The sequence below is a fragment of the Nocardia sp. NPDC059177 genome, from assembly GCF_042755165.1.
Lineage (GTDB): Bacteria > Actinomycetota > Actinomycetes > Mycobacteriales > Mycobacteriaceae > Nocardia.
On sequence record NZ_JBHZBX010000025.1, the window covers coordinates 4020 to 26233 of the forward strand.

The following is a 22214-nucleotide window of genomic DNA, read 5'->3' on the forward strand; positions in this document are numbered from 1 at the left end:
CCGTTCTCGGCCCGCCTCGATCTGGACTGACCGGAGGGTGCGACGAAGGAGTGCCCGCAGGGAGGGAAGATCGAGGCCCAGGGGGCCGAGAACACACAGGCCCCGGCCCGCCACAAATGGAAGTCTTTACCCGTTCTCGGCCCGCCTCGATCTGGACTGACCGGAGGGTGCGACGAAGGAGTGCCCGCAGGGAGGGAAGATCGAGGCCCAGGGGGCCGAGAACACGCGGGCCCCGGCCCGCCAGAAGTACTGTATGTTGCCTGTTGCACCGCACGGTGTGCTGCTGCTCACTGTCTCGACCCTGGAGTGTCTGCGATGGCCTTGAAGTTTGTTCCAAGAGCGGCGATGGCTGCTGCCTCGATCGCGTTGCTCACCGCATCGTTCGCGACCGCCTGCTCCAGTGACAACGGAGGTAACGCGCTCGGCGAGAACCTGACGGGCCGTGGCCCGATCACCTACGTCGAGGGCAAGGACACCACCGAGACCGGCGTGGTACGCCAGCTCATCGACCGGTGGAACGCCGCGCACCCGGACGAGCAGGTGACCTTCAAGGAGCAGTCGGCCGACGGCACTCAGCAGCACGACGACCTCGCCGAGCACTTCCGCGCCAAGCAGGACGGCTACGACGTGGTCGCCCTCGATGTGCCGTGGACCGCGGAGTTCGCCGCGAAGGGCTGGATCCAGCCGCTGGAGGACAGCTTCTCGATCGACACCACGCCGCTGCTCGCACCGACCGTCGCCAGCGCCACCTACAACGGCAAGCTGTACGCGGCGCCGAAGAACACCAACGGTGGCCTGCTGTACTACCGCAAGGACCTGGTCCCCAACCCGCCGCGGACCTGGAGCGAGATGCTCGGTCAGTGCCAGATCGCCCGCGACAACAACATCGGCTGCTACGCCGGTCAGCTGTTCCCGTACGAGGGCCTGACCGTGAACACCTCCGAGATCATCAACGCCTACGGCGGCAGCTTCGTCGGCGCCGACGGCAAGACCCCGACCGTGAACAGCCCGGAGTCGAAGGCGGGCCTGAAGGTCCTCGTCGACGCCTACCAGCGCGGTGACATCCCCAAGGAAGCCATCACGTTCAAGGAGGGTGAGAGCGCGAGCGCGTTCGAGTCCGGCAAGCTGCTGTTCCTGCGCAACTGGCCCTACCTCTACGCCCAGGCCAACGCCGATTCGTCCGCGGTGAAGGACAAGTTCGGGGTGGCCCCGCTGCCCGGCAACACCGGCATCGGCGCGTCCACCCTCGGTGGCTACAACGCCGCGATCAGCGCGTTCTCCAAGAACAAGGCCACCGCCGCCGACTTCGTGCGCTACCTGGTGAGCGAGGAGGCCCAGCAGATCATCGCCTCGGGCGCGCTGCCCCCGGTGCGTGCCTCGCTCTACGACGACCCGGCCCTGATCGCGAAGATGCCGTACCTGCCCGCGCTGAAGGAATCCATCGCCAGCGCCGTGCCGCGTCCGGTGACCCCGTTCTATCCCGCGGTGTCGAAGGCCATCCAGGACAACGCCTATGCTGCCCTGAACGGCACGAAGTCGGTCGACGACGCGGTAGCCGGCATGCAAAAGGGAATCGAGACAGCCGGTTCCGGTTCGTAGCGCAGGCAGCGGACCCGACCTGACCGTAGGAGAGTAGTAACGGTGTCGGATCCTTCGGGAGCCAAGCAGCGCGGGCTTGCGCTGGAACTGCGACGATCCGGCAAGGCGTGGCTGTTCGTCGCGCCGGTGCTGGTCGCGCTGGCCGTGGTCATCGGATATCCGGTGTTCCAGGCGATCTGGATGTCCTTCCAGCAGGACGCCGGGATCGACCCGGCCACCGGCATGTTCGTCGAGGGCGGCAGCGCCGGGTTCAGCAATTACACGCATTGGCTGTTGCAGCAGTGCGCCACGCTGTCGGGGACCGAGTCGTGCCCGACCGGCACGCTCGGCTCCCAGTTCTGGGCGGCGGTCGGGGTCACCCTGTTCTTCACGGTGGTGACCGTGTCGCTGGAGGCCGTGCTCGGTCTCGGTATGGCCGTGGTGATGGGCAAGACCTTCCGCGGCCGGGCGCTGCTGCGCGCCGCGGTGCTCATTCCGTGGGCGATTCCCACCGCCGTCACCGCGCGGCTGTGGGAGTTCATGTTCCAGTACGACGGTGTGGTGAACCGGGTGCTCGGCACCCACATCCTGTGGACCTCGGATCCGTGGGCCGCGCGGTTCGCGGTGATCTTCGCCGATGTCTGGAAGACCACCCCGTTCATGGCGCTGCTGATCCTGGCCGGCCTGCAGGTGATCCCGAACGACGTGTACGAGGCGGCCAAGGTCGACGGCGCGTCGGCCTGGCAGCGGTTCGTCCACATCACGCTGCCGCTGCTGAAGCCGGCGCTGCTGGTCGCGGTGCTGTTCCGCACCATGGACGCGCTGCGCATGTACGACCTGCCCGCCATCATGACCGGCGCCAACCCGGCGACGAGCACGCTGTCGATCCTGGTGGTCGACCAGGTGCGTCAGGGTCCCAACAGTGCGGCGGCGCTGTCGACGATCACCTTCCTGCTCGTCTTCGCCATCGCGTTCGTGCTGGTGAAGGTGCTGGGCGCCAACGCTGTTCGCACGCAGGAAGAACAGCGGAAGGCGAACTGATGAGCATCTCGATGACCAAAGAGCCGTCCGTGCAGCGCGAGACGCCCGCGGTGCAGCCGGTGTCGTGGCGTCAGCGCCTCGGGACTGTCCGGATGTATCTGGGCGTGCTGATCGTGCTGGTGTGGGGTCTGGGCCCGTTCTACTGGATGACCGTGGTCGCTTTCCGCGATCCGGCCCACACCTTCGACTCCACGCCGTGGCCCACTCATCTGACGCTGGAGAACTTCCGCAACGCCTTCGACACCAGCCGCGGCAACGATTTCGGCAAGGCGCTGCTCAACAGCGTCATCGTCGGTTCGGCGACCACCGCGATCGCGCTGGCGCTCGGTGTGCTGGCCGCCTACGCGCTGGCCCGGATGACGTTCGCGGGCAAGTATCTGGTGTCGGGGCTGATCCTGTCGGCGTCGATGTTCCCGGCCGTGGTGCTGGTGACGCCGCTGTTCCAGCTGTTCACCGATCTGGGCTGGATCGGCGAGTACCAGGCGATGATCATCCCGAACATCTCCTTCGTGCTGCCGATGACGGTCTACATCCTGGCCTCGTTCTTCGCCGAACTGCCGTGGGAGCTGGAGGAGGCCGCGCGCATCGACGGCGCGAGCAAGCTGCAGGCGTTCCGGTTGATCATGCTGCCGCTGGCCGCGCCCGCGGTGTTCACCACCGCGATTCTGGCGTTCATCGCCGCGGTCAACGAGTATCTGCTGGCCCGGCTGCTCTCCGGTGAGGACACCCGGCCGGTGACGGTGGCGATCGCCAGTTTCTCCGGTAACGATCCACTGGTGCAGCCGTACGCGGCGATCATGGCCGCCGGCGTGATCGTCACGGTGCCGCTGGTGATCATGGTGCTGGTGTTCCAGCGGCGGATCATCTCCGGTCTGACCGCGGGCGGCGTCAAGAGCTGAGTGCGCGGGGCGGCGCGTCGGCCGCCCCCAAGCCGCTCCTCCCGGGTTCGGCGGCCCCTGACGGGTAGAGTCGCCTGCATCGATCGGCAGATGCAGATGATTCTTCTCCTCGCTCGGGAAGGGGATTGGCGTGGCCTCCGAGAGCAAGGGTGCGGCGCGGCGCGCCCAAGCCGCCCGGCTCGCCGCCGTCGACCCCGATGACGGTGCCGCCGAGCGCCGCGACCGCCGACCCCGCACCAGGGCGCAACGCATCCGGCGGCTGCTGCTCGCCCTGTTCATCCTCTTCTTCTGTGTGCCGACGCTGCTGCTCGCGGCGCTGTACTGGAGTTCGGAGATCCCCGAACCCGCCGAGGTCGCCGTCGAACAACCGGCCACCCTGCTGGCCGCCGACGGCACCACCGTGCTCACCAAATTCATTCCACCGCAAGGTAACCGGATCCCGATCCCGCTCGCCGATGTGCCGATTCCGGTGCGCGACGCGGTGATCGCCGCCGAGGACCGCAACTTCTACACCAACCCCGGCTACTCGACCAGCGGCTTCCTGCGCGCGGCCCGCGACAACCTGCTCGGCAACGACAACGCCGGCGGCGGCTCGACGATCACCCAGCAGTACGTGAAGAATGCCTTCCTGAGCTCCGAGCGCACCGTCACCCGCAAGATGCGCGAGCTGATCATCGCGGCGAAGATGGCGCGGCAGTGGAGCAAGGACGAGATCCTGGCCGCGTATCTGAACACCATCTACTACGGGCGCGGCGCCTACGGCATCGCCGCGGCGGCCAAGGCCTACTTCGGCAAACCGGTTCCGGAACTGACCCTCGGCGAGGGCGCGGTGCTGGCGGCGGTGATCCGCTCGCCGTCGGTGCTCGATCCGGAAACCCATTTCGACCAGCTGCGGGCCCGCTGGCAGTACGTGCTCGACGGCATGGTCGAGATGAAGGTGCTCGCACCCGGCGACCGGGACGCCACCGAGTTCCCGCAGATCCTGCCGCTGGACGACACCCCCGACGAACCCAACACCCTGGGCCCGGAAGGCCATATCCGCACCCAGGTACTGCGCGAACTGCGCGCCGCCGGCCTGACCGACGCCGATATCAACACCGGCGCACTCCAGATCACCACCACCATCGACGCCGCCGCCCAGCAAGGCGCGGTCGACACCGTGCGCGAACGGCTGTCCTGGCAGCCGCCGGAGCTGCGTGCCGCGGTGGTCTCGATCGATCCGCGCAGCGGGGCGGTGCGCGCCTACTACGGCGGCGAGGACGGCACCGGTTTCGATTTCGCGCAGGCCCCGCTGCAAACCGGTTCCTCGTTCAAGGTTTTCGCCCTCGTCGCCGCCCAGCAGCAGGGCATCCCGCTGACCAGGGCGATCGACAGCTCCCCGATCACCGACCGAGGCACCGAGATCACCAACGACGGCGGCGACTCCTGCGGGCGCTGCCCGCTGACCGAGGCGCTCAAACGCTCACTGAACACCAGCTTCTACCGGCTCACCATGACGATGGCCGACGGCGCGCGCTCGATCGCCGACGCCGCGCACCTGGCCGGTATCCCCGAATACATCCCCGGGCTGGAGGACAAGACGCTCACCGAGGCGGGTGGGCCGCCGCTCAACGGAATCGTGTTGGGCCAGTATCTGGTTCGCGCGATCGACATGGCCTCGGCGTACGCGACACTGGCCGACCACGGGACCTACCGGCCGCCGTACTTCGTGCAGCGGGTCACCACCGGCGACGGTCAGGTGCTGCTGGATCGCGGCGTCGACTACGGGGTCGGCCGGTCGAATGAACCCGAGCAGCGCATCCCCGCCGGCATCGCCGACGCGACCACCCAGGCGATGCTGCCGATCGCCAACTATTCCAACGGGCACGGCCTGGCCGGGGGCCGTCCGTCGGCGGCCAAGACCGGCACCACCCAGCTCGGCGAGAGCGACGACAACAAGGACGCCTGGATGATCGGCTACACGCCGTCGCTGTCGACGGCGGTGTGGATCGGCACCGAGCATCCCCAGCCGTTGCGCACCAGCGGTGGCGGCGCGATCTACGGGTCGGGCCTGCCGTCCGACATCTGGAAACAGGCGATGGACACGGCGCTGGCCGGCACGCCGGTCGAGCAGTTCGAGGTGCCGCCACTGTCGAATCCGGTCGCGCCCGCGCCCTCGCGCAGCGGCGGCGACTACGACATCCTCAACCCGCCGACCACCCGGCGCACACCGGCGCCGCTGATCATCACGCCACCGTCGACCACCCCGCCCGCCGCCGGTCCCGGATTCCCCGATCCGGGCACGACGACCCAGCGTCCGCCCGCACCGGTGATCATCATTCCGCCCGCCCCGCAGCCGTCACAACCAGGGGAATTGTTCCCCGGCCTCGGTGGTGGCGGTGGGCGGTAGATCACGGATTGGCCACCGGGACCCAGCGCCCGAGCGGACATGGCAACATCGTTGGCCAGAGCGCGACCGAGCCCGGCGCGGAACCTGTCGTAGCGATGCGGGAAGATGGATGCGCTCGAGCGACGACGAGACTAGACATAGGGGCTACGCAGGTGGATTTCAATGTCGTTGACCGTCCCGAGACGCTGATCGCGGGCACTGTGCTCCGCAGTCCGGCGCTCGCCGTGGAGGGGCCACGGCGGGCGAAGGTGGTGGAGGCGTGGCGGCATCTGCTGGCCAGGGCGCAGTTACCGGGACCGATCGCGACCGGGTACGTCGACTTCGCGACCGAGATCAACTCGTACCTGACCCACATCGTCGGCTACGAATGCAAGACACTGGCCGATCTCCAGGCCGGTGATGTGCTCGCCCGTATTCCGGCGGGCCGCTACGCCCGTTTCACCGCCAGCGGCGAGAACCGTGGCGACGTGATCGTCGCGCTGTGGCGCCAGATCTGGGACGCCGAAGCCGCCGACGAGTTCGACCGTGCCTACGCCGGCGACTACGAGCAGTACCCCGACGAGCACACCGTCGAGATCTTCGTTTCGCTGACCGGCGAGAAGGGCGGCGCATAGCCATGGCTGTCGATTTCGAGATCGTCACCCTGGAAGACGGGCTGGTCGCGGGTCTCACCGTGCCGCTGGCCGGTCGCGAGGTGACCGCCCGTGACCTGGACCTGGTGAACTTCACCTGGGACCGCTATCTCTCCCGGGAGAAGACGGTCCCCCGCGCGGCCGCCTACATCGGCCAGAACGATCACGCCGTCGCCGTGCTCGGCTACGAGGTCGCAAGCCTCGACGACATCGACGAAGGCGACGTCCTCACCCGCATCCCCGCAGGCCGCTACGCCAAGTTCGTCGTCTCCGACAAGCCCTACGACCTGCTACGCACGGCCTGGGCCCAGGTCGTCAAGGCCGAGAACGCCGGCACCATCACCCGCTCCCACACCGCCGAACTCGAGCGCTACACCGGACCGACCAGCGTAGAGGTCTACGTCTCCCTCGACTGATGCTGTTCCGCTTCTCCGCAATTCTGGCCAGACCCGAGTACCGCGAGATTCGCGTTGGCGGCCGACGGAAAGGGACGGGCTGAGTCAGCCCGTCCCCTGCGAGTTACCCATGTACTCGCGTGATCTGTCGTCGCGTGACTACTCCGCGCCGATGATGAACGCTTCCAGCTGCGTACGCGCGACATCGTCGGCGATCTGCTCCGGCGGCGACTTCATCAGGTAGGCCGAGGCCGGGATGACCGGTCCACCGATGCCACGATCCTTGGCGATCTTGGCGGCGCGCACAGCATCGATGATGATGCCGGCCGAGTTGGGCGAGTCCCACACCTCGAGCTTGTACTCCAGGTTCAGCGGGGCGTCACCGAAGGCGCGGCCCTCGAGGCGGACGTAGGCCCACTTGCGGTCGTCGAGCCACTCCACGTAGTCCGAGGGACCGATGTGGACGTTGCGGTCGTGCACCTTGCCGGCGAGCGAACCGGTGAGGTTCGAGGTGACAGCCTGGGTCTTGGAGACCTTCTTCGACTCCAGACGCTCCCGCTCGAGCATGTTCTTGAAGTCCATGTTGCCGCCGACATTGAGCTGGTAGGTGCGGTCGAGCACCACGCCGCGGTCCTCGAACAGCTTGGCCATCACGCGGTGGGTGATGGTCGCGCCGACCTGGGACTTGATGTCGTCACCGACGATCGGGACACCGGCGTCGACGAACTTCTGCGCCCAGACCGGGTCGGAGGCGATGAAGACCGGCAGCGCGTTGACGAAGGCGACGTTCGCGTCGATGGCGCACTGCGCGTAGAACTTGTCGGCCTCTTCGGAGCCCACGGGCAGGTAGGAGACCAGGACGTCGACCTGGGCATCCTTCAGCGCCTTGACGACGTCGACGGCCGGGGCCTCGGACTGCTCGATGGTCTGCGCGTAGTACTTGCCGATGCCGTCGAGGGTCGGGCCACGCAGCACCGTCACGTCGGTGGGCGGCACATCGGAGATCTTGATGGTGTTGTTCTCGCTGGCGAAGATGGCCTCGGCCAGGTCGAAACCGACCTTCTTGGCGTCGACGTCGAACGCGGCAACGAACTTCACGTCCTTGACGTGATAGGGACCGAACTTGACGTGCATGAGGCCGGGAACGGTCGAGTTCTCGTCGGCATCCTTGTAGTACTGCACGCCCTGCACCAGCGACGACGCGCAGTTGCCCACACCGACGATCGCGACGCGAACTTCGCCGGACCCAACCTTGTTGACATCACTCATGGCCGCTCTTTCCCTCTTTCTGTGGTGCCGCCTTCGTCGATTGCTCCGCCGCAATCAACTCGTTGAGCCAGCGCACTTCGCGCTCGCTTGATTCCAATCCGAGCTGGTGGAGCTGGCTCGTGTAGCGATCCAGCGAGCCGGAAGCCCGTTTGATCGCCTCGCGCAGTCCCTCTCGGCGCTCCTCGACCTGACGCCGCCTGCCCTCCAGAATCCGCATCCTTGCCTCGGCAGGAGTGCGGCTGAAGAAGGCGAGGTGAACGCCGAAACCGTCATCGGTGTAGTTCTGCGGACCGGTGTCGGCGAGGAGTTCGTTGAACCGTTCCCGCCCGACCGGCGTCAGCCGGTAGACGCGGCGCGCACGGCGCGCGGTCGCGCCCTCCGGAATCTCCTCGGCGATCAACCCGTCGGTCTGCATCCTGCGCAGCGTCGGGTAGAGCGAACCGTAGGAGAAGGCCCGGAACGCTCCGAGCAGGCCCGTCAACCGCTTGCGCAGCTCGTAACCGTGCATGGGCGCGTCGAGGAGCAGGCCGAGAATCGCCAATTCGAGCACTGCCGACCTCACTCCCTGACTATGTCGACCCGACAGGCCGAACGGACCTAACCGATGGATGCGACTTCCAACTATATCGGCCCGATACATCTGGGCAAAGCTGAATGACGCACATCACTGCGTATGCGCTGGTGAGATACCCGGTCGGGGTCTAGGCGGGGTACACGGCGGATACTTCGCCGTTGAGGCGGATCTGTAGATATCCGATCTGCTCGGCTTCGTTTTTGACGTAGATCGAGAGCAAGGGCTCGCTGTACTTGTCGGCGCCGGGTGGGTACTCGATCGTCACGTGCCAGACCTGGCCGTCCGGTAGCCGGGTGGTTTGGGGGGCGCCGGCGATCAGGCGGGCGTAGCGGGGGAGGTCGAGGGTGGCCAGGTCGAAGGATCTGGTGTCGGGGGTGCGGCGGGCCGGTGCGCTCGCTTGTTCGAATTCGCCGGTGTAGCGGGTGGTTTCCTGCTTGCCTGGCTGCCCGGAACGGGCGATCTCGGCGCGATCGGGGAACACGCTCAGTTCGTCGGCCTCGGTGGTGCCGAACTCGGTGCGGTAGTCGGTGATGAGCTGGGCGAGTCCGTTGCCGGTGGTCAGGTCGGGTAGTGGTGGGGCGGGGGTCGGCGAGCGGCCGAGCAGGCCGGCGCCCGCGCCGAGCAGACCGGCGAGGACTACGGCGCCGACCGGGATCCACCAGCGACGGGGTGCGCGCGGCAGCCCCCGTGCGATCGGGGTGGCGGCCAGGCCACCGGGGATCTGCAAGTCGTCGACCAGCCGGTCGAGGGCGCCGAAGGTCCCGGCCCGCATGGCGGTCGCGGTGCGGCTGTCGTGCTCGGCGGTGCTGAGCTGGCCGTCGGCCAGGGCGGCGTCGAGCAGGGCGCACACATCGGCGCGGTCGGTGTCACGGGCCCGCAGGTTCTTCGCGGGAGCCGAGGTTTTCATCGCGGGGGTCATCCTTCGTACGGGTAGGTCTTCAGCAGTTCACCCGACAGCGCGATCACCAGGTGCCCGGATTGGTCGACCTCGTTGCCGACGAAGATCGTGATGGCGGGGCCGTCGCTCCAGCTGTCGTTCGCGATCCGGAAGTGGGTGACCGCGCCGTCCGGTACGGCGGTCATGGCCGCCGCGTTCGTCAGGGCGGCGCCGAGGGCGTCGGTGTTCACCTGGGCCAGGTCGATGTCGACGGCGTCGCGTTCGCGAGTGCTGATCTGGGTGCTCGCGCGGGCAAATCCACCCTGGTAGCGGTAGTCGGCGGTCCAGCTGGGATTGTCCGGCGCGCGCCGGACGACCGAGGCCTGATCCGCGTGCAGGACGGCCTCGTCGACGACAGTGTCGCCGAACTGGACGCGGTAGTCGTCGAGGAAGTACGTGAAGCCGGCCAGGGTGGTGAGCGTCGGGGTCTGGATCACCAGCGGGGGCGCCGCGTCGTAGTCGACCGTCTCGGCGGGGGCGGGCGCGGGGGCGGGCTCCGTGCGCACCGTCCACACGAAAGCGCTGATCCCGACCAGCAGCACGGCGGCGCCGGTTGCGATACGGAAAGTGTTGCGCGCCTTGGGTTTCACCGGTGCGGGCGGTCGCTGCTGCAAGTCGGCGACCAGGGTGGACAGTTCGCCGAGAGTGCGTGCCGCCGAAGCTGATTCGGTGTAGGCCGTGTGTTCGTCGGCATCGAGCTGGCCGTCGGCGCGGGCGGCGTCCAGGGCCGCGGTGATCCGGGTGCGATCGGCGTCGCGGGCCCTGGTCCGCGCGGGGTACGCACCGGAGTTCCGGCGCCCGAAACGCTTCCGTTCGACAGTGCCCTGACCACCGAGAACCGCGGGTGATTGCAGGTCGGCGGTCAATTGTTCGAGTTCACCCAATGTGCGCGCGGTTCCGGCGCGGGCCGCCCGGTCGTGGTACTCGCCGGCGCTGAGCTGGCCTTCGGCATAGACCGCGTCAAGCACGGTCGACACCTGTGCGCGATCGATATCACGCGCCCTCGTCACAGAATCGGCGGCCCTGCCCGCCTGCCCGGAATCACCCATTGCCCTGGCATCCCTCACCTGCGAAAACCTCCGTGCGCTCCCCGGTAACGGGAGTGTACGACGAGCGGGGAGATGACGCGGTGCCCACGACGGCGGGATTCAAACCCAGCTACTCTGGTGATCGTGCGAATTCAGCGGCAGGTGGTCGACTACGCGCTCCGGCGCCGGTCGCTGCTGGCCGACGTCTATGCGGGCCGGGTGGGTGTCGCCGAGGTGTGCGATGCGAATCCGTATCTGCTCCGTGCCGCCAAGTTCCATGGCCGGGGTAGTGAGGTCACCTGCCCGATCTGCCGGAAAGAGCAGCTGACCTTGGTTTCCTGGGTGTTCGGTGACGGGCTCGGCCAGGCGGCCGGGTCGGCTCGGACCCCGGAGGAACTGATCAGGATGGCGGAGTCGAGCGAGGAGTTCTCGGTGCATGTCGTCGAGGTGTGCCGCTCGTGCAGCTGGAACCACCTGGTGCAGTCGTATGTGCTGGGATCGGCGCCCGCGCCGGCCCGGCGGCGGACGAGTTCGCGAGCGGGGCGGCGCTCTGCCGCCGAGTGATCACCCCGTGATGCACTGCTGTTCAGGGTGCAAGGTATCCGCGCCGGTGCTCCGGCGCGGATGTCGTGTGCCGGTTGAACCTTACAAGTTATGGAGATCTGGTCAGTGAGTTCGCCCTACGAGCCCTCCCCCTTCGGCGATGATCCGCACGGCGGCCGTCCGGCACGGGGCCCGCAGCCAGGTCTTCCTCCCCAGTCGGGTCAGCCGCCGCGGCGCCCGATGCCGCCCAACGGGCCGCGTCAGGGCGGCCAGGGTCCCGCGCCCCAGGGTGGGCGTGGCCCGGCGCCCGGTGGACGAGGTCCGCAGGGCGGTCCGCCGCCGAACCGGCAGGGCCCGCCGCCCGGTGGTCAGCCGCCGCGGCGCCAGGGTCCGCCCCCACCGCGGCTCAACGGCCCGCAAGGCAACCCCACCCAGCGCGCGGGCGGCCCGGCGAGCGGCCCCACCCAGCGCGTCAACGGGCCCGCGAGCGGCCCGACCCAGCGCGTGGGTGGCCAGCCGGGCGACCCCACGCAGCGCGTCGGTGGCCAGGGTCCGCGGCCCGGCCAGGGCAGGCCGGCTCAGCCGGGCCGTGCCGGTGGCGTGCCCGCCGCAGGCGCCACCCAGAAACTACCGCGTCCCGGCACCCCGGACGAACCGACGGTGCGCGCCGGCCAGACCGGTGCCGGCCGAACCGTCCGCGCCGACGATGTGAACCGCACCACTCGAATGGGCACCGCCGCCGCGTCCGCGCGCCCCGGCGCCGGACGCCGTCCCGGCGGCCCCACCACAGGTGAACGCCGGGCCACCGCCGCGGGCGGAACACCGCCGCCGGCCGGTCCGGGCCGCCGCCGCGCTGGTAGCGGGGGCGACGACGGCTCCGGTAGTGATGGAGCGGTGACCAAACGGAAGATGCCGTGGCGGGCCGTACGCCGGACCCTCTATGTCCTGATGGCGCTGGCCATCGTCGTGCCAAGCGCGGTGTTCCTGGTCGCCTACACGGCGGTGTCGGTCCCCAAGCCGGGCGATCTGGAGACCAACCAGGTCGCGATGATCTACGCCGCCGACGGCACCACCGAGATCAGCAAGGTGGTGCCCCCGCAGGGCAACCGCACCGAGGTCTCGATCGATCAGATCCCGCCGCACGTGCGCAATGCCGTGATCGCCGCCGAGGACCGCGACTTCTACACCAACCCGGGCTTCTCGGTGTCGGGCTTCGCCCGCGCCGCCCGCGACAACATCCTCGGCAAGGAAAGCGCCGGTGGTGGCTCCACGATCACCCAGCAGTACGTGAAGAACGCGCTGGTCGGTGACGAGCGGTCGCTGACCCGAAAGATGCACGAGCTGGTCATCTCGGCCAAGATGGCCCGCCAGTGGAGCAAGGAAGACATCCTCGCCGCCTACCTGAACACCATCTACTTCGGCCGTGGCGCGTACGGCATCGATGCCGCGGCGAAGGCCTACTTCGGCAAGCCGGTGCAGGAGCTGACCGTGGCCGAGGGCGCCGTGCTGGCCGCGACCATCCAGCTGCCCTCGCTGCTGGACCCGGAGAAGAACCCCGACGGCGCCAAGGCGCGCTGGAACTACGTGCTCGACGGCATGGTCAGCGGCAACAACCTGGCCGCGGCCGAGCGCACCGCGATGCAGTACCCGCAGGTGGTCTCCCTGGCCTCGCTCAACGAGGGCGACGCGGACGAGGGTCCCGGCGGTCTGATCAAGAGCCGGGTGCTCGAGGAACTGTCCTCGGCGGGCATCAGCGAGCAGCAGCTCAACACCGAGGGCTTGCAGATCACCACCACCATCGACCCGAAGGCGCAGGAGGCGGCGGTCAGCGCCGCGCAGGACAACCTCGAGGGCGAGCCGGAGAACCTGCGGACCGCGGTGGTCTCGATCGACCCGCACAGCGGCGCGGTGCGGGCCTACTACGGCGGCGAGGACGGCCAGGGCTTCGACTTCGCCAACGCCGGACTGCCGACCGGCTCCTCGTTCAAGGTGATCGGCCTGGCCGCCAACCTCGAACTGGGCATTCCGCTCTCGCAGCTCTACGACAGCTCGCCGATCACCGTCAACGGCATCGAGATCGGCAATGTCGAGGGCGAGTCGTGTGGCATGTGCACCATCGCCGAGGCGCTCAAGCGCTCGCTGAACACCAGCTTCTATCGCATGCAGCTGGATATGCAGAACGGCCCGCAGAAGATCCGCGAGATGGCCTACAAGCTCGGCATCCCCGAGGAACTGCCCGGTATCGGCGAGACGCTGACCGAGCCCAACGGCGCCGGTCCCAACAACGGCATCGTGCTCGGCCAGTACCAGACCCGCCCGCTCGACATGGCCTCCGCCTACGCCACCCTGGCCGCCTCCGGCATGTATCACGCGCCGCATTTCGTGCAGCGGGTGGTGACCGCCGACGGCCAGGTGCTGCTGGACCGCGGCGAACCTGCCGGTGAGCAGCGGGTGAGCGCGGCCGTGGCCGACAACGTCACCGCGGCCATGAAGCCGATCGCGGCGTACTCGCGCAACCACAATCTCGCCGGCGGCCGCGAATCCGCGTCCAAGACCGGCACCCACCAGCTCGGCGACACCGGCGCCAACCGCGACGCCTGGATGGTCGGCTACACCCCGTCGCTGTCGACCGCGGTCTGGGTCGGCACCGAGCAGGGCGATCCGCTGCGCAACTACGGCGGCGGCAGCATCTACGGTTCGGGTCTGCCGTCCGACATCTGGAAGGACACGATGGACGGCGCGCTGTCGGGCACGACGAACGAGTCGTTCCCCAAGCCCGCCCCGATCAAGGGCCAGGCCGGCGTGCCGGAGTGGTCGGCGCCCTACACCGCGCCATCGACCACCGCGCCGACCTTCGCCCCGCCGGTGATCGTGCCCTCCGAGGTGGAGATCTTCCCCGGCGTCCGGATCCCGGTGCCCGGTGTCCAGCAGCAGCCCTCGCAGCCGCAGCAGCAGCAGGCGCCGGAACCCGACGCCGGCCCGCTGCCGGGTCAGCCGGTGGCACCCGCCGACGGCTCGCCCGCCACCACCGGCGCGAACCCGACCACCCGGCCTGGTGCGGGCGGCGGAAACGACGACGAGAGCAGCGGGGCGGGAACCACACCGACTCGTTCGCGATAGTCACCGGTAGCCTCGAATGTCGTGACCGATCAGCAACTCACGGACCAGCCGGCGTCGAACGGTAACCGGCCGGGCCGTGAGGTGGGGTATGTCGCGCCCGCTCAGCTCGCGCCGGACCTGCGCTCGGTCGACGCGCGCGACCGGCCGAGCCGCAACGATTCGCTGACCGCGCAGCTGTCGACAGTGGTCGGCGGCCCGGTCGGCGATCACGCGCTGATCGGGCGGGTGCGGTTCTGGACGCCGCTGCGGGTGATGTTCGCCTTCACCGTGCTGTTCCTGGCGTTCGGCTGGTTCGCCAAGGCCGGCTGCATCCAGCAGACCAGCGACGGCGCGGGCGGTCTGATGCTCGACTGGACCGACGGCCGCCAGTACGTGGCCATGTGCTACTCGGACACGGTGCCGCTCTACGGCGCCGAACGTCTCAACGAGGGCGCGTTCCCGTACAAGAAGCACTGGACCGAGAAGACGCCCGATGGCGGCACCGAGACCAGATACATGGAGTACCCGGTACTTTCGGGCCTCTACCAGTACGCGGCCATGCAGATCGGCAATGTCTGGGATCACCTGCCGGTGCCCGGCGCGCTGTCGGTGGTCGTGTATTTCAATGTGGTCGCGCTCGGGCTGTCGGTGGGCTGGCTGATCACGGTGTGGGCGTCCTCGCGACTAGCCGGGCGCCGGGTCTGGGATGCCGCGCTGATCGCGGTGTCGCCGTTGGTGATCGTGCACGCGTTCACCAATTTCGACGCCCTGGCAACGGCTTTCGCGGCCACCGGCCTGCTGGCCTGGGCCCGGCGCAAACCGGTATTGGCCGGCATCCTGCTCGGCCTCGGCGGTGCGGCCAAGCTGTATCCGCTGCTGCTGCTCGGCCCGATCGTGGTGCTGTGCCTGCGCACCGATCCGATGCAGCGCGTGCCCGCGGCGCGTGCCGGACTGCGGTTGCGCGATATCGACAGCATCGACGGGGTGCGCACCTACCTCCGGGAAGCACCCGCTCGCACACATCTTTTCGCCCTGCGCCCGCTCGGCGCGGCCACGCTGACCGTCTGCGCCGCCGCAGGCACCTGGATCGCGGTGAACCTGCCGATCGCGGTGCTGTACCCGGAGGGCTGGCGGGAGTTCTTCCGCCTCAACACCACCCGGCACGCCGACCCGGATTCGATCTACAACGTGATCGCCTCGTTCACCGGCTGGGGCGGTTTCGACGGGCAGCTCGACCACGGGCAGCCGCCGACGATCCTCAACACCGTCTCGCTGCTGCTGTTCGCCCTCGCCTGCGCGGGCATCGCCTATCTCGCGCTCACCGCCGCCCGCCGCCCCCGGCTGGCGCAGCTGGCCTTCCTGGTGGTGGCCGCGTTCCTGCTGACGAACAAGGTGTGGAGCCCGCAGTACTCGCTGTGGCTGGTCCCGCTGGCGGTACTCGCGCTACCGCACCGCCGCATCCTGCTGGCCTGGATGACCATCGACGCGCTGGTCTGGGTGCCCCGGATGTTCTACTACCTCGGCGAGGACGCCAAGGGCCTGCCCGAACAGTGGTTCACCGGCACCGTCGTGCTGCGCGACCTCGCGGTCCTCGGCCTGTGCGCGCTGATCGTGCACCAGATCCTGCAACCGGGCGACGACCTGGTCCGCCGCGATTTCGTCGACGACCCGGCCGGCGGCATCCTCGACCGCGCCCCCGACCCACTACTGGCCTGGTTGCCGGAATTCCTCCGGCCCAGGCACGCCTGCACCGGTTCTCGGCCCGCCTCGATTCTGGACTGACCAGAGGGTGCGACGAAGGAGTGCCCGGCGGGACGCTCCCTACAACCGCAGGTAGCGGGCCTGGAGTTCGGGCTCGGCGGGGAGCATGTCGAGGTCGAGTTCCCAGGCGTTGCCCGTCCACGGGTCGAACAGGGGGGTGCCGGGAATGGTCGGCAGGTGCCGGCAGGACTGGGACAGCAGCGCCAGCGGGCCGTCGGCGAATTCGCTGCCGCTGCCGACGATGACCATCGACAGGCCGATCAGGTCGCCGCGCACCATCAGCTGACCCAGGTGCACCACATCGCTGGCCTGATAGCCGTGCGGGAAGTCCGCGGCTACCAGGATCCGGTGTTCCGAGGGCGGCACGGCTTGTCCACTGTGGTAAGCGATTTCAGCGAGTTCGGCCGCGTGCGCGAGTTCGCCGAGGCGGGTGGCGATCTCACCGTGGTCGCTGATCACCGGACCGGCCAGCAGCGGCGCCAGCGGTGCGGCCAGACCACGCAGACCACCGGACAGGTCGATCATGTCGACCCGGATCGGCTTGTCCGGCAACGCCGCGACCAGCCGCGCCAGCAGCGCGCCGACCACCCGGGACGCGGCGGCGCTGGATTCGGTGTCGACCCACAGCGGCCGATTCAGCGGCACCGGAACGCAATACGGTACGCGCAACGCACCGCGGTCGAGCGCGTAGAGCTCGCCGAGCCGGATGCCGTCGCTGCGCTGCGCCTTCGTCGTCCAGGCCGGGGCCAGCCAGGAGGCGAGGGCGGCGGGCATGACGGCGTCGGCCTCGGCGATCTCGTGCCCGAGCTGGTCGCTGTCGCGGCGATGATCGGCGTCGGCGATGCCGACCAGTTCGTCGTGCCTGCGCTGGGCGGCGGCGCGCGCGGTGTCGGCGGCGGGGGTGTTGCGGGTCGCCGGATTCGACACCGCCTCCGACATTTCCTGGTCGAGGCGTTTGGCGGCGTAATCACGGGCCGAGAGCAGCGCGGCCGCCGAGCGGGCCGCGTCCTCGAAGATCATCCACATCCGTTGCAGGCCGTGTTCGACCTCGAGCGGAGCGCCCGCCGCCGGGGTGACCGGGCGGGGCGCGGTCTGGGTCGGTGCGGTGGCCTGGGGCGGGACCGGCGCCGGCGCGGTGGCGGGCACACCGTGGGCGGTGAGCAGCTGGACCGCGCCCCCGTCGTAGCCCTGGCCGAGTGCGCGCAGCTTCCAGCCCCCGCCGCGCCGGTACACCTCGAGGCAGAGCATCGCGCTCTCCCCCGAGGTCGGCGTGATCTCGAAACTGGCTGCGGCACTGCCGTTCTCGTCCAGTGTCGCGGTGACACCGCCGAGCACGTGCCCGGCGGTGACGAACAGCAGCACGGCATGCGCGTCGGCTCTGACCTGCGAGAGCGTCAGGTCCAGCGCGCCACCGGCGAACGCGACACCGGGTGCGGTCGGCCGCGTCGTGCTCACGTGGTCGAGTTCGTCGCGCACCCGCAGATCCTCGCCGACCACCAGGGCCCCGAGGTCGACGGTGCCGGTGGTCCGCGCGGTGAAGCGCACAGTATCGGCGGTCAGCGCGATGTTCTGCCCCGCCCTCAGTTCGATCACGTTGTCTGCCCGCTCTGTTGTACTAGACCCCGCCGAGGAAACGACCGAGCTGCGGTACCGCTTCACCGGGATGCTTGGCCTGGAATCCCTCGCCCAGCGCCTGCATCTTCCAGTCCCCACCGACCCGGTACACCTTGGCCATCGCCATCCCGGTGAACGGCATCCCGCCCGCGAGAGTGTAGCGGGCCAGCTCGCCGTTGTTGGCGCCGTCGATCAGGCGGCAGAACGCGTTCTGGACCTGCTCGAAGGTGTGGCCCTTGTAGGAGGTGACGATGAACAGCAGGGTGGAGATGTGCGCGGGGATCCTGGTCAGGTCGACCAGGATCATCTCGTCGTCACCCTCGCCCTCGCCGGTCAGGTTGTCGCCCTGGTGGCGCACCGAACCGTCCTTGGACGAGAGCTGACCGTAGTAGGCCACGTCGACGAGGTTGTTGTCGGCGAACAGGCAGACCGAGGCGTCGAGATCGATGTCGACGGTGCGGTTGCCGAACATGCCACGGGTCTGCACCGGGTCCCAGCCGAGGCCCATCTTGACGAAGGTCAGCGCGGCGCCGCCTTCCTTGCGCAAGGTGACCCGCTGGCCCTTCTGCAGGCTGACCGGCCCGTTCTTGCTCAGGCTGATCTCCCCGGCCGGCTGCTGCGGCGGCGGGGCGGCCTGCGTGGGCGGCGGGTAACCCTGTCCGGGCGGCGGCGGGTACCCGCCGGCGGGCGGCTGCTGCGGCGCTGGCGGCGGCGGGTAGCCGCCACCGGGCGGCGCGTAGGCGGGCGCGGCCTGCTGCGGGTAACTCGGCGCCGACTGCGCCGGGTAGGCGGGCGGCGGCGGAGGCGGCGGGGCGACCGGCTGTGCTGCGGCGGCCGGTGCGGGCGAATCATCCACCTGCACACCGTGATCGGTGACCAGCGCGGCGAAGCCACCGGCATAGCCCTGACCGACCGCGCGCACCTTCCAGGAGCCCTGACGGCGGTACAGCTCGAGCGCGATCACGATCGATTCGGCATTGAGCCCCTCGATGCGGTACTCGAACAGCTGGTTACCGGCGGCGTCGGAGACGATCGCCGTCGGCGGCGCGGAGCGGCCGAAATTGCTGGTCGCGTCGTCGAGGGTGATGACGGCCCGGATCTGATCGATCTCGGCGGGCACCGAGGGCAGCGAAACGGCCAGGGAGGCGGGCTGGCCCGCCGGCCCCGGGCGCAGATCGACGCCGGGCCCGCTCGGCTGGTTGTAGAAGACGAAATCTGCGTCGGTCCTGACCTTGCCCTGCTCGGTCACGAGGAGTGCGGACAGATCGGCCGGTGCCGTGAGCTGGAGCGAGATCACGACGTCACTGACGGCCAGTGGTCCGTTCTGGCCCTTGGCGAGTGTTGCGGACAAGTTCGACCCTTCGCTTGTCGTTATTGCTTGCCGGTGTCTCCAGCCACTCTACGAGAAAGCGGCCGACGGCGTTCGCGCTCTGCTGCCGGCAGCAGGTTCAGCCGGGATCGGTTAGGGTGGCCTCGCAGCAGCGACGAAGGGGCATCGGGGCCGGTCATGGCACAATTGTTCGAACAATCGAAGAAGGTGATCGAGGCGCATCTCGCGGGGACGAGCATCCGCGCGATCGCCGGCTCGATGGTGGCCTACGAAGGCAATGTGCAGTTCAAATCGGCCGGCTTCGGCGGCGGCGACGGCGTGCTCGCCGGGCTCAAGCGCCGCGCCACCGGCGAGAAGCTGTCGCTGATGGAGTGCTCCGGCAACGGCCGGGTGTTCTTCGCGGTCAACGGCCAGAACGTCACCGTGGTGAACCTGAACAACGAGACATTGCAGGTCGAGTCGCAGCAGTTGCTCGCCTTCGCGGGCAATCTGCGCACCGATGTGCGCTTCGCCGGGGTCGGCGGAATGTCTTCGGGCAGTGGCCTGTTCACCACCACGGTGACCGGTCAGGGCCAGGTGGCGCTGTTGTCGGCCGGTGGACCGCTGATCCACCTCGAGGTGTCGCCGCAGTACCCGCTGATCGTCGATCCGGACGCGTTCGTCGCCGCGCGCGGCAACCTCAATCAATCCTTCGTCACCGATGTGTCCTGGCGGACGGTGGTCGGCCAGGACGCGGGCGAGGCGTTCTCACTGCGGTGGGACGGCCAGGGTGTCGTGCTGATCCAGCCGGCGGAACGGTAGGCGAGCGATGTTCGAGAAGGTCAACGGCAAAGTCGTCAAGGTCGACGTCGGGCAGGCGGGCGGCGTGGTCGCGCGGACCGGCGCGATGCTGTTCTACACCGGTCAGGTCGCGTTCGCGCCGCACCAGATCCCGGGCGCCGGCCCGAGCACGGGCGGCGGCGGGCTGATGCGGATGGCCGGGTCGATGATGGCCGGCGAGCACGAGCGCACCATGCTCGCCAGCGGAAACGGCGTGGTCCATTACGGATTCGCCGGGCTGGAGGTGCACGTGGTGCAGATGCAGCCCGGCGCGGTGCTGCGCGCCGAGGCCTCGCGACTGCTGGCCAACTCGGCCGGATTGCAGTCCTCGGTGGTGTCGGTGGCCAGCTCCGGTGGGGGCGGTGGCGGTGGCGGCCTGATGGGCGCGTTGCGTGGCGCGGCCGCCGGTGTCGCGACCGGGCAGGGCATGTTCACCACCCAGCTCAGCGGCCACGGCGCCGCGGTACTGCTCGCGCACGGCGGTTTCCTGGAACTGCAGGTGGGCGGGCCGAATCCGGTGGTGGTCGACCCGCAGGCGTTCGTCGCCGCGTACGGCAATGTGCAGACCGAACTCAAGGCCGCGATGAGCTGGCGCGACGCGGTGGGCCGCGGCGCGGGCGAGGCGATGCAATTGCATTGCCACGGACAGGGTGTGGTGTACGTGCAGGCCTCCGAAGAGAAGTTGTGAACCGATGAGCGAAATCCTGTCCCCGATGAATCTCGGTGCCAGCGACAATATTCCGGGCAACGACTACGCCTACTGCATCGACCTGACCGCGCCCTGGTTCATGCGCAAGGGCGCGATGATCGCCTACTACGGGCAGATCCAGTTCCAGATGCTCACCCACGGCCTGCAAGGCGGCCTCGTGCACATGGTGAGCAGTCAGTTCTCCGCGCCGCTGTTCACCGGCGACTACGTGGTGGCCGAGGGGCACGGCAAGCTGATCATCGGCGACCGCGGCTACGACATCAATTCCTTCGACCTCGAAGAAGGCAACCTCACCATCCGCGCCGCCAACCTGCTCGCCTTCGAGCCCGGCCTGGCGCTCAAGCAGTCGATCGTGCCCGGTTTCCTCACCCTGATCGGCACCGGCAAGTTCCTGGCCTCGTCCAACGGCCCGGTGATCTTCGCCGAACCGCCGCTGCGAGTCGACCCCGAGTCGCTGGTCGGCTGGGCCGACTGCCCGTCCCCGAGCCACCATTACGACCAGGGCTGGATCACCAGTTTCCTGGCGGCGGGCGCGGCCAGGATGGGCGCCAACTCCGGTGAGGAACGCCAGTTCGACTTCACCGGCGCGGGCACCGTGCTGATCCAGTCGACCGAGAAGGTGATGAGCGACAACGCGCTGGTCCGCACGATCGAGGGCCAGTTGCAGAGCGGGATCAGCGTGGGTGGGTTGCAGCGCATCCACGGCCTGATCACCCAGCAGTTGGCTGGTCAGCAGGGCAACTACTGATCGGACGGGCTGTCGTCAGGCCGGATCCGCGACCACCGGCACGGTACTGTCCGCCTTGGCGTGGAACCAGTCCAGGATTTCGGCGCCGGCCAGAATCCCGGTGGTCTCGGTGACGGTCAGCGCGGGCGCGGTGAAGTTCAGGTCCTCGAGTTCACCGTGCCGGGGACGGATGGCGGCGTCGGCGACCCGCAGCATCGGTGCGTCCAGTGCACCGTCGCCCGCGGTGAACAGCGGTGCGTCACCGGACAATTCGCCGGACTCGCGCAGCCTGCGGCGCACCTCGGCGACGGCCAGGCTCTTGCAGACCGCGTCGGGCATGGTGTAGATCTTGCGGCCCTGCTGCGAAGCCGACCAGCCGTGCGCGCGGCACCAGGTGTCCCATTCGGCCAGGAAGCCGGCGGGCACGGCGTCGATGCGCACCACCAGATAGCAGAACAGTTCGTCGGCCTCGCGGTACTTGGTGACCCAGGAATCGTCGATGCGCGAACGTAATTCGGCGCCCACCTCGGCCAGCGTGGCGCCGGAAGCGCGCACCTGGTCGTCGATGTCGCTCCGCCAGGTCGGGTCGGGCACACCGTCGACGAGGATGTTGCCACCGTTGCTGGTGATCGCGTACCGCCAGGGCGCGCCCGGCAGGGTGATCCGCTGGAATTGTTCGATGGTGCGGGTGGTCGTCGGGACCACCGGCGCGGTGACGGCCAGTGCGCGCAGGCTGGCCACCGCGGTGGTGGTCATGTACGACAGCGGCTCGCCCTCGTAGTACTCGACGCATTCCTTCTCGACCGCCTCCGCGCCGCCGAAGGCGTTGCGCGAGAAGATCATCGTGCGATCCAGATCGGTGGCGAACAG

The 22214-nt window shown here is 68.9% G+C and carries 19 protein-coding genes; 12 read left to right on the forward strand and 7 right to left on the reverse strand.

What is annotated here, in order from left to right:
- The first annotated feature begins 345 nt into the window (after nt 1–345).
- The 6 genes from ACFXK0_RS25280 to ACFXK0_RS25305 all read left to right on the forward strand — a co-directional run bounded on the left by ACFXK0_RS25280 (nt 346) and on the right by ACFXK0_RS25305 (nt 6955).
- Nucleotides 346–1599 (forward strand): ABC transporter substrate-binding protein, encoded by a 1254-nt coding sequence (locus ACFXK0_RS25280; RefSeq protein WP_379413324.1) that lies wholly within the window; start codon nt 346–348, stop codon nt 1597–1599.
- A gap of 42 nt (nt 1600–1641) precedes the next feature.
- Nucleotides 1642–2619 (forward strand): carbohydrate ABC transporter permease, encoded by a 978-nt coding sequence (locus ACFXK0_RS25285; protein WP_379413326.1) that lies wholly within the window; start codon nt 1642–1644, stop codon nt 2617–2619.
- Nucleotides 2620–2711: 92 nt separating this feature from the next.
- Nucleotides 2712–3518, forward strand: a complete 807-nt coding sequence (locus ACFXK0_RS25290; protein ID WP_379413385.1) for a carbohydrate ABC transporter permease — start codon at nt 2712–2714, stop codon at nt 3516–3518.
- A gap of 130 nt (nt 3519–3648) precedes the next feature.
- On the forward strand, nt 3649–5907 hold the full coding sequence (locus ACFXK0_RS25295) for a transglycosylase domain-containing protein (protein WP_379413327.1): 2259 nt from the start codon (nt 3649–3651) through the stop codon (nt 5905–5907).
- Nucleotides 5908–6059: 152 nt separating this feature from the next.
- Entirely contained in the window at nt 6060–6521 is a 462-nt protein-coding gene (locus ACFXK0_RS25300) for a GyrI-like domain-containing protein (RefSeq protein ID WP_379413329.1), read from the forward strand.
- 2 nt (nt 6522–6523) lie between these two features.
- Nucleotides 6524–6955, forward strand: coding sequence for a GyrI-like domain-containing protein (locus ACFXK0_RS25305; RefSeq protein WP_379413330.1), 432 nt, complete (start codon nt 6524–6526; stop codon nt 6953–6955).
- Between the two features lie 138 nt (nt 6956–7093).
- Here the strand turns inward: ACFXK0_RS25305 and ACFXK0_RS25310 are convergent, their stop codons facing one another.
- The 4 genes from ACFXK0_RS25310 to ACFXK0_RS25325 all read right to left on the reverse strand — a co-directional run bounded on the left by ACFXK0_RS25310 (nt 7094) and on the right by ACFXK0_RS25325 (nt 10763).
- The gene (locus tag ACFXK0_RS25310) at nt 7094–8203 is read right to left on the reverse strand and encodes an inositol-3-phosphate synthase (protein WP_379413331.1); all 1110 of its coding nucleotides are present in this window, start codon (nt 8201–8203) and stop codon (nt 7094–7096) included.
- Nucleotides 8196–8753 (reverse strand): PadR family transcriptional regulator, encoded by a 558-nt coding sequence (locus ACFXK0_RS25315; RefSeq protein ID WP_379413333.1) that lies wholly within the window; start codon nt 8751–8753, stop codon nt 8196–8198. Before ACFXK0_RS25315 ends, ACFXK0_RS25310 begins: the two co-directional genes overlap by 8 nt.
- 151 nt (nt 8754–8904) lie before the next feature.
- Nucleotides 8905–9684 carry a DUF1707 domain-containing protein gene (locus ACFXK0_RS25320; protein WP_379413334.1) on the reverse strand — a complete coding sequence of 260 codons (780 nt, stop codon included), beginning with the start codon at nt 9682–9684 and terminating at the stop codon, nt 8905–8907.
- An 8-nt stretch (nt 9685–9692) separates the two neighbouring features.
- Complete coding sequence (locus ACFXK0_RS25325; RefSeq protein WP_379413336.1) at nt 9693–10763, reverse strand: DUF1707 domain-containing protein; 1071 nt, start codon at nt 10761–10763, stop codon at nt 9693–9695.
- Nucleotides 10764–10886: 123 nt separating this feature from the next.
- Here ACFXK0_RS25325 and ACFXK0_RS25330 point away from each other — a divergent pair, with 123 nt between their 5' ends.
- The 3 genes from ACFXK0_RS25330 to ACFXK0_RS25340 all read left to right on the forward strand — a co-directional run bounded on the left by ACFXK0_RS25330 (nt 10887) and on the right by ACFXK0_RS25340 (nt 16166).
- A complete protein-coding gene (locus tag ACFXK0_RS25330) occupies nt 10887–11306 on the forward strand; it encodes a DUF5318 domain-containing protein (RefSeq protein ID WP_379413337.1) in 420 nt (139 codons plus the stop codon).
- 888 nt (nt 11307–12194) lie between these two features.
- A complete protein-coding gene (locus ACFXK0_RS25335) occupies nt 12195–14405 on the forward strand; it encodes a transglycosylase domain-containing protein (protein ID WP_379413386.1) in 2211 nt (736 codons plus the stop codon).
- Between the two features lie 21 nt (nt 14406–14426).
- On the forward strand, nt 14427–16166 hold the full coding sequence (locus ACFXK0_RS25340; protein ID WP_379413338.1) for a glycosyltransferase family 87 protein: 1740 nt from the start codon (nt 14427–14429) through the stop codon (nt 16164–16166).
- A gap of 39 nt (nt 16167–16205) precedes the next feature.
- Here the strand turns inward: ACFXK0_RS25340 and ACFXK0_RS25345 are convergent, their stop codons facing one another.
- Complete coding sequence (locus ACFXK0_RS25345; RefSeq protein ID WP_379413340.1) at nt 16206–17738, reverse strand: TerD family protein; 1533 nt, start codon at nt 17736–17738, stop codon at nt 16206–16208.
- A 22-nt stretch (nt 17739–17760) separates the two neighbouring features.
- Nucleotides 17761–19110 carry a TerD family protein gene (locus tag ACFXK0_RS25350; RefSeq protein ID WP_379413341.1) on the reverse strand — a complete coding sequence of 450 codons (1350 nt, stop codon included), beginning with the start codon at nt 19108–19110 and terminating at the stop codon, nt 17761–17763.
- Between the two features lie 156 nt (nt 19111–19266).
- On the opposite strand from ACFXK0_RS25350, the gene ACFXK0_RS25355 reads away from it, so the two are divergent.
- The 3 genes from ACFXK0_RS25355 to ACFXK0_RS25365 are packed head-to-tail and all read left to right on the forward strand — an operon-like array spanning nt 19267 to nt 21365.
- A complete protein-coding gene (locus tag ACFXK0_RS25355) occupies nt 19267–19890 on the forward strand; it encodes an AIM24 family protein (RefSeq protein WP_379413343.1) in 624 nt (207 codons plus the stop codon).
- Nucleotides 19891–19897: 7 nt separating this feature from the next.
- Nucleotides 19898–20596 (forward strand): AIM24 family protein, encoded by a 699-nt coding sequence (locus ACFXK0_RS25360; RefSeq protein ID WP_379413344.1) that lies wholly within the window; start codon nt 19898–19900, stop codon nt 20594–20596.
- 4 nt (nt 20597–20600) lie between these two features.
- A complete protein-coding gene (locus ACFXK0_RS25365; protein WP_379413346.1) occupies nt 20601–21365 on the forward strand; it encodes an AIM24 family protein in 765 nt (254 codons plus the stop codon).
- Between the two features lie 15 nt (nt 21366–21380).
- On the opposite strand, the gene ACFXK0_RS25370 is transcribed toward ACFXK0_RS25365, so the two are convergent.
- The gene (locus ACFXK0_RS25370; protein WP_379413387.1) at nt 21381–22187 is read right to left on the reverse strand and encodes an HAD family hydrolase; all 807 of its coding nucleotides are present in this window, start codon (nt 22185–22187) and stop codon (nt 21381–21383) included.
- Between the last annotated feature and the right edge of the window lie 27 nt (nt 22188–22214).

Coding starts and splice junctions, on each gene's coding strand:
- ACFXK0_RS25290 (WP_379413385.1), top strand. CDS start 2,712: ATGTATCTGGGCGTGCTGATCGTGCTGGTGTGGGGTCTGGGCCCGTTC.
- ACFXK0_RS25360 (WP_379413344.1), top strand. CDS start 19,898: ATGTTCGAGAAGGTCAACGGCAAAGTCGTCAAGGTCGACGTCGGGCAG.
- ACFXK0_RS25280 (WP_379413324.1), top strand. CDS start 346: ATGGCTGCTGCCTCGATCGCGTTGCTCACCGCATCGTTCGCGACCGCC.
- ACFXK0_RS25335 (WP_379413386.1), top strand. CDS start 12,195: ATGCCGTGGCGGGCCGTACGCCGGACCCTCTATGTCCTGATGGCGCTG.
- ACFXK0_RS25325 (WP_379413336.1), bottom strand. CDS start 10,763: ATGGGTGATTCCGGGCAGGCGGGCAGGGCCGCCGATTCTGTGACGAGG.
- ACFXK0_RS25310 (WP_379413331.1), bottom strand. CDS start 8,203: ATGAGTGATGTCAACAAGGTTGGGTCCGGCGAAGTTCGCGTCGCGATC.
- ACFXK0_RS25355 (WP_379413343.1), top strand. CDS start 19,267: ATGGCACAATTGTTCGAACAATCGAAGAAGGTGATCGAGGCGCATCTC.
- ACFXK0_RS25370 (WP_379413387.1), bottom strand. CDS start 22,187: ATGATCTTCTCGCGCAACGCCTTCGGCGGCGCGGAGGCGGTCGAGAAG.
- ACFXK0_RS25320 (WP_379413334.1), bottom strand. CDS start 9,684: ATGAAAACCTCGGCTCCCGCGAAGAACCTGCGGGCCCGTGACACCGAC.
- ACFXK0_RS25365 (WP_379413346.1), top strand. CDS start 20,601: ATGAGCGAAATCCTGTCCCCGATGAATCTCGGTGCCAGCGACAATATT.
- ACFXK0_RS25305 (WP_379413330.1), top strand. CDS start 6,524: ATGGCTGTCGATTTCGAGATCGTCACCCTGGAAGACGGGCTGGTCGCG.